12 protein-coding genes are annotated in these 12,575 nt (G+C 41.2%); 4 read left to right on the top strand and 8 right to left on the bottom strand.

Annotated features, from left to right (window positions below):
• Positions 1-94: 94 nt before the first annotated feature.
• The 5 genes from ACSSVW_RS02360 to ACSSVW_RS02340 all read right to left on the bottom strand — a co-directional run bounded on the left by ACSSVW_RS02360 (position 95) and on the right by ACSSVW_RS02340 (position 5,020).
• The gene (locus ACSSVW_RS02360; protein ID WP_454178761.1) at positions 95-1,105 is read right to left on the bottom strand and encodes an ABC transporter ATP-binding protein; all 1,011 of its coding nucleotides are present in this window, start codon (positions 1,103-1,105) and stop codon (positions 95-97) included.
• 11 nt (positions 1,106-1,116) lie between these two features.
• The gene (locus tag ACSSVW_RS02355; RefSeq protein WP_454178760.1) at positions 1,117-2,616 is read right to left on the bottom strand and encodes an ABC transporter permease; all 1,500 of its coding nucleotides are present in this window, start codon (positions 2,614-2,616) and stop codon (positions 1,117-1,119) included.
• Complete coding sequence (locus ACSSVW_RS02350) at positions 2,616-3,656, bottom strand: extracellular solute-binding protein (protein WP_118844956.1); 1,041 nt, start codon at positions 3,654-3,656, stop codon at positions 2,616-2,618. Before ACSSVW_RS02350 ends, ACSSVW_RS02355 begins: the two co-directional genes overlap by 1 nt.
• On the bottom strand, positions 3,656-4,468 hold the full coding sequence (locus tag ACSSVW_RS02345) for a hypothetical protein (RefSeq protein WP_454178759.1): 813 nt from the start codon (positions 4,466-4,468) through the stop codon (positions 3,656-3,658). The genes ACSSVW_RS02350 and ACSSVW_RS02345 overlap by 1 nt, the downstream gene beginning before the upstream one ends.
• A 96-nt stretch (positions 4,469-4,564) precedes the next feature.
• Positions 4,565-5,020, bottom strand: a complete 456-nt coding sequence (locus ACSSVW_RS02340; RefSeq protein ID WP_230236330.1) for a MarR family winged helix-turn-helix transcriptional regulator — start codon at positions 5,018-5,020, stop codon at positions 4,565-4,567.
• A gap of 103 nt (positions 5,021-5,123) precedes the next feature.
• Between ACSSVW_RS02340 and hmgA the strand changes: the two genes are divergently transcribed.
• A complete protein-coding gene (gene hmgA, locus ACSSVW_RS02335; RefSeq protein ID WP_036972736.1) occupies positions 5,124-6,431 on the top strand; it encodes a homogentisate 1,2-dioxygenase in 1,308 nt (435 codons plus the stop codon).
• Positions 6,431-7,060 carry a maleylacetoacetate isomerase gene (maiA, locus tag ACSSVW_RS02330; protein ID WP_180311845.1) on the top strand — a complete coding sequence of 210 codons (630 nt, stop codon included), beginning with the start codon at positions 6,431-6,433 and terminating at the stop codon, positions 7,058-7,060. The genes hmgA and maiA overlap by 1 nt, the downstream gene beginning before the upstream one ends.
• A 40-nt stretch (positions 7,061-7,100) precedes the next feature.
• Here maiA and ACSSVW_RS02325 read toward each other — a convergent pair whose 3' ends face one another.
• Both ACSSVW_RS02325 and ACSSVW_RS02320 read right to left on the bottom strand, forming a co-directional pair.
• The gene (locus ACSSVW_RS02325) at positions 7,101-9,782 is read right to left on the bottom strand and encodes a PKD domain-containing protein (RefSeq protein ID WP_454178758.1); all 2,682 of its coding nucleotides are present in this window, start codon (positions 9,780-9,782) and stop codon (positions 7,101-7,103) included.
• 152 nt (positions 9,783-9,934) lie between these two features.
• Positions 9,935-10,165, bottom strand: coding sequence for a TIGR02647 family protein (locus ACSSVW_RS02320; RefSeq protein ID WP_036972742.1), 231 nt, complete (start codon positions 10,163-10,165; stop codon positions 9,935-9,937).
• A gap of 95 nt (positions 10,166-10,260) precedes the next feature.
• Here ACSSVW_RS02320 and ACSSVW_RS02315 point away from each other — a divergent pair, with 95 nt between their 5' ends.
• Positions 10,261-10,557, top strand: a complete 297-nt coding sequence (locus tag ACSSVW_RS02315; RefSeq protein ID WP_051501899.1) for a DUF1496 domain-containing protein — start codon at positions 10,261-10,263, stop codon at positions 10,555-10,557.
• A gap of 56 nt (positions 10,558-10,613) precedes the next feature.
• Positions 10,614-10,880, top strand: a complete 267-nt coding sequence (locus ACSSVW_RS02310; protein WP_036972744.1) for a VF530 family protein — start codon at positions 10,614-10,616, stop codon at positions 10,878-10,880.
• Here ACSSVW_RS02310 and ACSSVW_RS02305 read toward each other — a convergent pair whose 3' ends face one another.
• Positions 10,881-12,500: a diacylglycerol kinase family protein gene (locus ACSSVW_RS02305; RefSeq protein WP_421420567.1), complete on the bottom strand. Its 1,620-nt coding sequence runs from the start codon at positions 12,498-12,500 to the stop codon at positions 10,881-10,883.
• Positions 12,501-12,575: the final 75 nt, after the last annotated feature.

Genomic DNA, 12,575 nt, shown 5'->3' with positions numbered 1-12,575 from the left:
ACCCATCAAAATGATTAAGTATGGGTGCGAATGAGTATTAAATAGAATAGAAAAGAGAAGTTGCAGGCCTTAAAGACCTGCATAAATGATTTATTTAAACTGCATAGACTGCAAGGGGATGAGTGGTGTTGATTGACACATGAACTTCATCATCTGGGCGGACAATCACTTCGTGGCTTACGCGACTTGTCACAACCGTATCACATGCAAGTTTCACTGCACACAAACGGCTGCCACCTTCATAGCGCACCCATGTCACCTTACCATTGGTTGAACTGGCATTTTGAATAAGATGAACATCATCAGGGCGCAAAAGTACATCAACATCGGCTGAGTCATGATCTATTTTAATAATAGGTGCATTCCCTAGGTCAGTTGTTGCGATATCACCTAACGACTTTCCAGAAATAAAACTTGCCTCACCAAGGAAACGAGCAACAAAACGATTACTAGGTAAACTAAAACAACGTTCTGGTGTGTCGAGTTGTTGAATAACCCCTTCTTTCAATACACCAACTCTATCACCAATAGATAATGCTTCTTCTTGATCATGCGTAACCCAAATAGCGGGAACACCCGCTTTTTTCAATGCATTGCGAATATCCCATCGCAACGTATCTTTTAATGCCGCGTCAAGGTTTGATAAGGGTTCATCCAATAAAACAAAATCTGGTTCATGCGCAAGTGTACGTGCCAGTGCAACACGTTGCTTCTGACCACCTGATAACGTGGTCGGTTTCTTGTTGCGAAACTTTTCAAGACCCAATAATGCAATCCAATGATCTCCTTTAGCTGAATCTGTCAGTCTAAAACAAATATTTTCTTGCACTGTTAAATGCGGAAATAACGCAAAGTCTTGAAACACCATACCCACTTTACGCTTTTCAGGCGGAACTTTTTGTTTTGGCGTTGCACGCCACGAACCTAAGTTAATTTCACCCTCGCTGATAGGGATAAGCCCTGCGAGTGCTTGTAATATTGTACTTTTACCACAGCCAGTTGGTCCAACTAGCATGAGGATCTCACTTTTGCCTAGTGACAAGTTAAGATCACTTACCACTCGATTGCTACCATAATCGATAGACAGCTTACTAACTGATAGCATTAAACTGATCCTTAATGTTCTAATTGACTGCGTTTTTCACCGGACAGCATTATAGCTAAACCACACGCTGATATCACGACAAGAAGCAAACCTGGAATCGCTGCGCGACCAAAATAGCCCGCTTCATAAACACGCCATAAATACGTAGATAAGGTTTCAAACCCTGTTGGGCCAAGTAACAAAGTAGCCTCAAGCTCACGCATCGATTCTAAGAAAACAAGCGCAGCCCCGGCAATAATACCACGTAAGCTTAAAGGCAAGGTAATGCGTAAAAATGCTTCACGAGGACTTGCTCCTAACACCCTTGCAGACTTAACCAAGCTTGAATCTAAGTGCTCAGTACTGGTGCGTACAGAACCAACTGCTAGCGGTAAAAAACGTAATACATACGCAATGACTAATAAAGCAAGAGTTTGATACAACATTGGTAATTGCAATCCACCATAAACCAGCGCAGTTCCCATTACGATACCCGGTATACCAAAACCAAAATAAGTCACGCGCTCCATAATACGTCCCGCTTTACCGGTCAGTGCGGCATGCGCTACGGGCACAGCAACTATTACAGCAACAATGGCAGCTAGCCCCGAGGCGTACGCTGAGTTCCATGCAATACCGAAGTCAAAATTAGCAAAGCCATCACGCGCTAACCACACACAAAAAATACCGAGCGGTAAGCAAATCGCCAAAATCAAAATGGGTGCAAAAGTTACTAGCATCATGCACTTTTGACCATTCGTTGGAAATAACATTAATGGCCGACCATGACGCTCTGAGGCCGTTTTTATTTGCGACTCCATAAACAATAAAAAGCCGACAATTACCATTAGTTGCAGTGATAACATTGCCGCGCGACTTAAACCAAACGCGTTATATTCGACATAAATCACACGGGTAAACGTATCAAGTCGCATCATAGCTGGCGTACCAAAGTCCGACAACGTATACAGAGCGACCAGTAAAGAGCCGGCCGCAATCCCATTAACTACTCGCGGTAATATGACTCTAAACACACTCATTGTCATCGACATACCCAAGGTGCGTGCAGCGTTAACCATGCTTGCATCAAGACTGAGCAATGATGAACGTGTAGTCAGCATTACAAATGGAAAGGTATACAGCGTCATCACAATCGCTGCACCTGTTAATCCATACATAGGTGGGGTTTCAAACCCTAATAGCTGGTTTATCTCACCACCTGGACCAAACGCTGCGTAGAGCGTAAATGCACCGATATAGCTTGGTATTGCAAGCGGCGCTGCAAACAACACCAGCCAAAGCTTCTTAAAAGGAAGCTGCACATAGGCACTAATAAATGCCAGAGGAACCCCAATTAAAATTGAACCTATTACGGTTAACACCATGAGGGATAAGGTGTTACCAAGAATTTTTAAATTATGACTATCAAAAATAGCTGTTGCATCACTGGCTAAGGTGATCAGAATATAAACTGGCGCTAACGCCAAAAGCGCTGCAAGCAGCGCCATAGGATATGAAGCAGGTATGCGCATTATAGAACACCGCTACTTCGCATAAGGTCAAGTGTTGGCCTTAAATCTGCCAATTGTGTTAAATCAACTTTCGGTGGTGATATTGCTGATAAAGCAGGTAAGCCAGAAGGCTGTTCAATCCCTTGAATAAGCGGAATTTCATAGGCTTCGCGAGCAAGGTAGCTTTGTACTTCTGCACTTAATAAATAGCGCATAAAGTTCATTGCATTCGGGTTATCAGTTAATGAAAGAACACCCGAGGCATTAACTAAGCAACCCGCGTCTTGATTTGTGAAGGCAAGATCGAGATTTGCATCAGGTTTGCCCGACTTTAATCTAAGTGTGTAATAGTGATTAGCAAAACCAATATCAACCTCACCACGCTCAACAGCCATCACCACACCTAATTCACCGGCATACGTTTTAGAACGTTTCTGGACTTTTTTAAGCCACTTAGCAGTTTTATCATCGCCTTCAAGAATGCGCATTGCAGTAACAAATGACTGGAATGATGCATAGGCGGGTGCCCAGCCAATTGATAAATCGCTATCGGCTATCGCCATAATGCTATCTGGAATTTGCTCTTTGGTGAGGCGCTTCGTGTTATAGGGTAAGGTGCGGATACGCCCTGTCACGGGTGCCCAACCTGGGTAGCGAAATTGCGGCTGTAATTGCGATTCTAAATCGCCTGGTAACGGTTTGGCGAGTCCCGCATCAGTAATTAAACCAATTGCACCTGAGTCCACAGCCCAAAATAAATCAGCCCGTTTCACGCCTGCTTTTGCTTCAGCAACAATCATATTTCCAAGCGCTGCTGTCGGCCCGCGACGAATTGATAGGTTAAGTTTTGGATTTTTCTTTTCGATTGATTTCAATACGTTTTCGTATAAACCACCTTCACCACGGCCTAGGTATAAAGTCAGATCGCCCTCTAGGGCTGGTAGGTCATTCACTGAAATTGGGCTTACTGGGCTTGCGGCAAAAGCACGAGAAAGAGGTAATGGCATGCTGCCCACTACCCCTAACGCAGCCAGCCCTTGAATAAAGGTTCTGCGTTTCACTAAAATACATCCTTACGTGACTTTTCAGCTTGTTCTAATAGCACTTTAGCGCGATCAAGTTTTTCTTGCATATCAATAACCACATTTCTAACTTGGTCAACGTCTTTTTTGTCTGAAATGGCTTTTGGAAGTGTGACGTTAAAATCTTTTTCAAGTACTTCCACAAGTTTTGCGTCTTTTTCAATAAGAGTACCTTCTACGCCTTCAAATAAGTGAAGGTAAGTATCGTGTACAATTTGAGTCGCTTCGTCGCTTAAACGCTCGGCATATTTTGCGACAACGCGGTCTAATTTATGTTTAATTTCATCAATAGTGGCGCTTTGCGTCATGTTTTCAGAGGCCGTTGCTTTTACCGCTTTCAACAAGCCTTTTTGTTGAAAATCAGCGGCTAATTTAACAGCCCCTAGCCCCTGCCATAGAGCCGCATCTAGTGCCTGCTGGTGTTGACGTACTTCACTTGCAGGTTTTTTATCATCGATGGCCATTTTAATACCATAAATGCTTTGCCAAATAGATGCATAAACTGGAACGTAATTAGTTTCGATGGCACTGTGAAACTTCACTGATTCCCAATACTCAATTAAATCATCGCTTTTAACAGCCTTAGCGCCATTTTTTTCATACTCTGTCACTAAAGCATCCACTTTTGCTATCATCCACTCAACATCATCAGAATAATCTTTTAAGTTTGCTTTAAGGTGATTAACGTGCTCGCCAATTGGGCCATTTGCCAATACTGGTTGCGTAATAAATGCTGATGCTAATACAAGGCTAAGGCCAAAAGTCTTCATTGTGTTTAACGCTAATTTCATAGGGAGAGCATCCAAATTTCTAATTGTAAATGATATCGATTATCATATCCGTATCGATTAACTAAATCAATATGTAGCAGCGCTAAGATTACAGAATTAAACATTTTTATTGAGGCTATCGTAAACTTTATTCAGCGTTGAGATAAAGTTTTCATATTCATGTTCATCTATGTCTTTTAGCATCTCTGCTTGCCAATCTAATGCCACCGGACTAATTTTTTCGACCATATCGCTGCCATCACGTGTTAATGACAGTAAGGTTGCTCTTTTATCGAGTGGATCAGATTGGGCGCTTATAATGTCTCTTTCTAATAAGCGTTTAACCGCTCTTGATACCGTAGACTTATCCATGTGTGCTAAATCACATAACGATTTTGCACTTAGCTGACCGTATTGGGCTAGATTGGCAATAATGCGCCATTGTGGCACGGTTAAGTCAAATTGGCTTTGATATAGCTCACTAAATTGTTCACTCATTTGCGTTGCAATATTGTTGAGTGTGTAGGGCAGAAAACTGTTTAAATCAAATGTCGCTTTCATCTCTTTTGTCATGGCTTTTTTACTGTCAAAAAATATTTACAGAGTTAAATTCTATCCTATTTGAATTTACTCTCACATGAGAGTATCTTACCTAAAACCTTTCAGGAGTCTAGTGATGAATAACAACGAATTACAATATATGACAGGCTTTGGTAATGAATTTGAAACCGAAGCACTGCCGGGTGCATTACCAATTGGTCAGTTCAGCCCACAAAAAGTAAACTACGATTTATACGCTGAGCAATTTAGCACAACGGCTTTTACAGCTCCGCGTGCAGATAATCGCAGAACATGGTTTTATCGTATTCGTCCTTCGGTTGTTCAAGGCGACTATACAGCAATTGATAATGGTTTAATTCGCACTGCACCAATCACCGAAGTACCAACACCACCGACGATGCTACGTTGGGATCCAATTGATTTTCCAACAGAACCGACTGACTTTATCGACGGTCTAGTCACAATGGCGGCAAATGGCAGCGCAAATGCACAAACAGGTATTGGTATTCATATTTATGTTGCTAACAAGTCTATGGATAACCGTTACTTTTACAATGCAGATGGCGAGATGTTGTTTGTTCCTCAACAAGGCGAACTACTGCTTAGAACTGAGTGCGGCAAATTAACAGTGCGTGCCGGTGAAATTGCCGTTATTCCACGAGGCATTAAGTTTGCAGTTGATTTATTAACGGAGACTGCGCGGGGTTATATTTGTGAAAACTATGGCCATGCGTACATATTGCCTGAGCGTGGTCCAGTTGGTGCAAACGGTTACGCTAATGACCGTGACTTCCACTACCCTGTTGCTGCATTTGAAGATATCGAAGGTCACTTTGAATTAGTTGCGAAATTTAACGGTAACATGTTCCGTTGTGATATAGGTCATTCACCACTCGATGTGGTCGCATGGACGGGTAATAGTGCACCCTATAAATATGATTTAGCGCGTTTCAATGTCATGAACACCGTAAGCTATGATCACCCAGATCCATCAATTTTTACTGTCCTTACGTCACCTTCAGGTACTGAGGGTGTCGCAAATATAGATTTTGCTATTTTCCCTCCACGATGGATGGTAGCAGAAAACACTTTCCGCCCACCCTATTATCATCGCAATATTATGAGTGAATTTATGGGCTTAATTGAAGGTGTTTACGATGCCAAAGAGCACGGTTTTGTACCGGGCGGCTCAAGTCTACATAATTGTATGTCACCACATGGACCTGAAGCTGATGTATTTGAAAAAGCGTCGAATGCAGATTTACAGCCACAACGCTATGAAAATACACTCGCATTTATGTTTGAATCACGTTACGTTATTTCACCAACAAAATATGCCCTTGAAGGTAAAGAGCGTCAAGCAAACTACACAGATTGTTGGCGAACTATTAAAAAACACTTTACAGGTAAACAGGACGTATAATGAAACTTTATAGCTATTTTCGTTCATCGGCGGCGTACCGCGTTCGTATCGCCCTTAATTTAAAAAACATTGATCATGAACTTGTAACCGTAAATCTATTAAAATCGGAACAGCAAAGCGACGCCTATTTGGCAAAAAACCCACAAGGCCTTTTGCCAGCGTTAGAAACCGAACACGGGGTTTTAGCGCAATCATTAGCTATTTTAGAATGGCTTGAAGAAACCCATACAGAAGTCCCTTTACTGACGGGTGATGCATGGCAAAAAGCACAGATCCGTAACCTTTGTTATGCCGTAGCCTGTGATATTCATCCAATTGATAACTTACGCGTTTTAAAATACTTAGCCAATGATCTTGGTGTCGATGATGAGGCTAAGAACACCTGGTATAAGCATTGGGTTGAGGTCGGATTCGACAGCATAGAAAAAATGTTAGATGAGGGTAATCGTTTTTGTGTAGGGAATGAGCCAACCTTAGCTGATGTCTGTTTAGTGCCTCAAGTATTTAATGCACTGCGTTTTAACGTTGATATGAAAAAATATCCAAAAATCGCCGCAGTGTATGAACACTGTAATACACTTGATGCATTTATTGATGCAGCCCCGCAGAATCAACCCGATTCAATATAAATTAAAAGGCCCGATTTAATCGGGCCTTTTGCTGCAAGGATTAGTTAACGGATGATTTATCTTTATTAGGTGAAAGTATCGTATAGTTTGTTGAACTGCTGGTTGTATTAAACAAGCTAGGTGATCCACTCGACTTCATCGTCTCTGGCATCCAATAATTTTCAGGAATTGTTTCATAGATATTAATCCGTGGAGCAATCACTAAAGAAGGCGCACCTTGGCTATTGTACCAACCATTTTCATCTAACAAATAATAGTCTTTTTCTTTTACATATAATCGTTCACCGGCAACACCCGGTTGAGATTTTAATATCTCCCATTCACGTTTGCGACATGGTTTAGACATATCATCACTGCATGAAAAATTACCAAAATAATTAATCGTGACGTCTCTAGATTCTTGCATCCAACCTACATTTACGCCATCTAAGGTATAATCTTGCTCGGTGCCATTGACTAGATTTAAACGGCGACTATCCGTTTTTGTTAACTGAAAGCCAAACACATTAAAGCCATTATCGCTGTTACCTTCGAAATAAAACTCTAGTTTGCCATCTTTCCAGTTTGCTTTTGTCCACTGATTTATCATAGTCTGCCAGAAATTGCTGGGCTCATTTGTTACATCAACGGCGGCTGCACTCGTTTCGTCAACCTTAAAGCCATACATAACTTCAGTTGCGATAACAGCGCCCTCTGCGGAGTATGCAACATTCAGTAATTGTAAATCACCATCTAACTGGTCAATAATTCGGCTTTTTTGATATCGCTGATCAGGGAAAGTAACTTTAAGCACACCTTCTTCGATTTGCCATTGAAGTGCTGTCTCTGCATCTTGTAATTTACCCGTATTATCAGCAGAAAAAACGTATGGGTCTAAAACAAATCCGACAACCCCATCATCACTATCACTTTGATAATGTTGTATTGCCCAAGTGCCTCCCATATCTTCAGCTTTAAACGCAAGGTCAGAGCCTGAATATGGCTTTCTCATTGAGACATCTGATTCATTTGAAACGCTAAATTCAGGTGTTTCAATCACATTTTCGCCCAAGTAAATAGGTGTCATTTGAGCCGTTTGTGACATTGTTAAGCGATAACTATCAATGCTCTCACCTTCGACAATCCTTTTAAGTGTCGCTGTTTGAGGTGAGTAGGTGACTTCAACTTGATAAATCCCTGCATTGAAAAGATCATCAACTTGTTGCTGAGAAAGCCCAGCAACGCCGACATCAACAGAAAGGAACCCGATAATGCCCTGACCACTAGTAAAATCAAGTGTGATCACACCTTCAGTAAGTGCCCAATTGTAATTAACAGCGCCACTACTATGAACATATTTGCCCATACCGTTTTCTTCAAATGTGTATTGCTGGCCACCACGTGAAAGGAACCCTGTTGCTGTAGGGTATGTTCTTACATAGTAAGCAGGTAGAGATGATTCATCGACAGGTGGGGTTAGCTCTGGATCTGCTATTATTTTTGCAACTTCATTTTCGATTGCGCCTGGGTTTGATTGCTCAACAGCGGCGACAAACTCGTTATAAGCGTCTGGGTTTTCAATAAGATCAATTAAATTTTCCGTTCCTTCTGGAAGGGTCACTTCATTTTCGGTCGCATATTTCACGACGGCTGCAGCTTCAATCAACACATCTGGATCAACCCCTTTTTCTACCAATGAAAAGCTTTCAAGGTCAGCCGGTGGTATCCCCTCATTTGCCGCTGTAATAAGCGCAACTAACGCCGTAGAAACAGCGCTTAAACTTACCGTATTAGCGCCTTCATCACCATGGGCAAAATTAGCCTTAATTTTGGGTGCTGCTTGTACTTGGGCATTGGCAGTTAAATCGGAAACAAATGCACTGTATTCAAGACTCGAATTAGTCGCAGATATAGCATTAATACGACTAAACAGATTCGTTTCATCATCGTCAACAGTAAACGTAAACGTAAAATCACCGTTAGCATCGCTCGTTTGTGTGTAATTAGTACCGAGTAAAGTTGCATTGACGGTCGCATTACTAAACTTATCACCCGTAATTGAACCCGCTAAGGTATACGTGTTATCGATACTCGCTATAATGAAACTTTGTTCTAATTCGGTACTATCGCCTGAATCATCTGTAACTGTTACTTTGAATTTAAGCTCGGTATCTTCGGCAACACTTGGTAAAGTAAATGACACTTGTTGTTCAGTCGCACTGCTCAACGTAACTGTGGGCCCTGCTGTTTGCTCCCAGTTATAACTGCTAATACTGCCATCGTCATCAGTCGCATTTACTGAGAGTGTCGCCATCGACTTTTCTTGTGCAGAGCCAAAGTCTGCAGAGACCTTAGGGGCAACATTATTCAACAAACTCACCGTAATTGATTTTGATGTAGCTTGGCCTGCTGAGTCTGTAGCCGTAAGCGTAAACATAGCTTCTGTGTCGTTATCAAGTGCTGGCGCAATAAAGCTGATAGAGTTTGTGTTTGCTCCCGTTAGCGTAATATTCGGGCCTGAATCTTGTACCCAGTTGTAGCTAATACTCGCGTTATCATCGGTAACCGTTGCTGATAATTCTATGCTTTCACCCTCTTTTACACTCGCAGTGCTATCAAGTTGAATGACGGGGGGAGTGTCGACGACTTCAGGTTCATTTTCATCATTGTCCGAACCACAGCCAGCTAATAATAAAGTAATTGTACTGCTTAGAAGTGCAAGTTTGAGTTTATTCGTTTTCATCACGAGTCCCTTTATTTAAATAAAATGAATTTAAATGAATGAAAACTGAATGATAGTATGGTTTAGTGAATTTGCCAGTTGACTATTAGCAAAAAACTAATAATAAACTGGCTAAATGTGGGCGGGATTTAGGCTTATCTAAGCAGTTGTGGCTATTTTAAAGCCGAGTGGATCAATGTAACATGTTCTATTAAATCAAGACCTAAATCGGTTAGGTAGCCTCCATCGCTGCTATCAGTAATTCCTTTATCGTATAAGCGCTTTGCTGCATCAATCAGTGAAGAATCTGCATCAGAATGAATCTTAATACCTTGCATTTTTGAGTTTCGCGGGAATTTAGCGAGGAGTGTTAATTCGTCAATCATATTTTTATCAAATTGCATATGTTCACCTTTTTATTATTTCCATCATTGTGTTTTTATAGCATATAGACTTAAGCTTAGTGAAGATATTAAAAACTGCTACTGCGGGGTGAAATTTGCTTACACGTATCTCAATCTTTTTATTATTTTTTTTAGTGTTTTCTCATATAGCAACAGCGAAAGACACTCCGTTAGTGGTGCTAGATGGTGACAGTGCATTAACCAACGCAAAGGTATGCTGGTATGAAAATAAACGCTATACCGAGGGTGCGATTATTGCTGTAGCGAACAGCATGCTTATATGCGCTACAAAAACAGACCATCTGTCTAATAGTGATCTCATGTGGTATCGATTGAATGAAAACGGCGATATTATTTACCCTAAGCAGGCGAAAACAATTCGTGTCAATTAGCATCTAGTGACGAGATAGGTTACTATTGCGCGGTAATAAGTAACCTAAGATTTAGTATGGATAATCAACCTAATAATCCTTTGCATGGCGTAAAACTTGCCGATATCGTCACTAAGCTACAAGAAAAATTTGGCTGGGAAGGCCTCGCTGCGCATGTCGATGTTCGCTGCTTTCAAAATGATCCCAGTGTAAAATCAAGTTTAAAATTTTTACGTAAAACGCCTTGGGCACGTGAAAAAGTAGAGCAACTTTATGTCGATACGTTTTTCAATACCCAAGAGGACGATATGGCAACTTTCCAGTGGAAAAGCATTAAAAAATAATTATTCTTCTGCCATTATCACCGAAAGCGATTTCGGTGATATTTCTACAACGATTTCATCAGCTGTTTTCACCTCGCCATCAATTACATAGCTTAATTCATTTTCTGCCGTAACACAGACACGCTTAGCATTTGTGTGATGGCTGTTAATTGCAAAACTTGTCTGAGTAATGCTCGAAAAAACCAATTCAGCAATACTCAAGGTACTGGCTTTCGAGTCTGCACTTGGAGTAAGCCAATTAACATCTAGTAACCCATCTTTATGGTCGGGCTGCCCTGCTGATTGCGCTAACAGGGTGGTGAACGGTGCTGCGTTGGCGATAATCAGGCTTGTGGTATGAATTGACTGCGGTTCATTATTATCAAGTTTTACAGTGTAATCTTGTGCTTCATGTTCGCCGAGCGCGTGCCAAAAACCTTGTAAATAGGCCAATTGCCCCGATTCATTTTTTGCATCACGATGCGCTTTTTCTATCATCTTTTGCTCAAAACCTATCCCTACAAGCAATAGCATACGTTCGCCATTACACAGTGCGGTATCAATACGACTCGCCTGCCCTTCAATAATGAGCTCACAGGCTTGTTCGACAGGAATTATTTTTGACCGAATGCCCATTAAAACATGCGCTAACGCATTTGCTGTACCTAATGGAATGATCCCTAATTTACAAGGGGTATCAACTAACACACTTGCAACCTCTGTCACAGTGCCATCTCCCCCACATGCAATGATTACATCGGGCTGTGATTTAATGGCCTCTTTTGCTAAATCAATGCCACTAATTTCGGCCGTTGTCGTGTGTACTGTTAAATCGTAGTACTGTGATAAACGGGCGGTAATTTGTTTATTTTTAGATTCCCATAATTTCGTGCCCGATACAGGGTTAGCAATAAGTACAGCTTTATTTTTAATTAATAAATCACCGGCTTTATGACGTCTTATTAAATGACGTAATTGACGTTTATTAAGATTTGCAGTCTCACGTGTTTCTTTAATTTGCTCAAGTATCGTGTGCACATCTGCATCTTTGTTTTGACTCAATAAATAAGCAGCCATAACAAATACGGAACGACCGCGTCCTAATGCACAATGCACTACAACGCGTCTGTCTTCTTTAATCTGATGATGTATCCAATTAATGGCTTGATTTAATTGTGCGCGTGTTGGCACGCTGTGATCAAGTACTGGAATATTTAGATAACGGATATTTTCTTGAGTAGACGACCATTCTAAGCCATCAAACTCACAGGTTACATCTAAAACGGCTGTGATTCCCATTTCTTTCATACTGTCTATGTCAGATGGAAATAATCGACAAGCCAAAAACAAATGCTCGTTTATTTGTTGAAGTGGCGGCACTTTATCGTGTTTTCTAGACCACGCGTTATAAAGTTGTGCGCCAAGTAAAAATGGAATAAACGCCCACCGTATATACATGGGAATAATGCCATTTTCACGTTTACGGAATATTCGCGCGATATCAAAAAAATAAGCCGCGCTCACTAACAATAATGAAAGCGCTGTCCAATAAAAAAATAGCGCAAAGTACACCGTATCTACACGCAACGCAGCAATAATAAACGCTACGGCTAAAACTAAATAGGTTGATGCTGCCCACATAATCACTCCTTGTTATTGTAATTATTTATACATAGCAAGTTTCACTCCAGAGTTTAAAGTACACCACGCCTTTTG

Source organism: Pseudoalteromonas sp. MBR-15, assembly GCF_053628915.1.
Note: the sequence above shows the minus strand (reverse complement) of the source record. Positions and strands in the feature narration are given on the sequence as shown.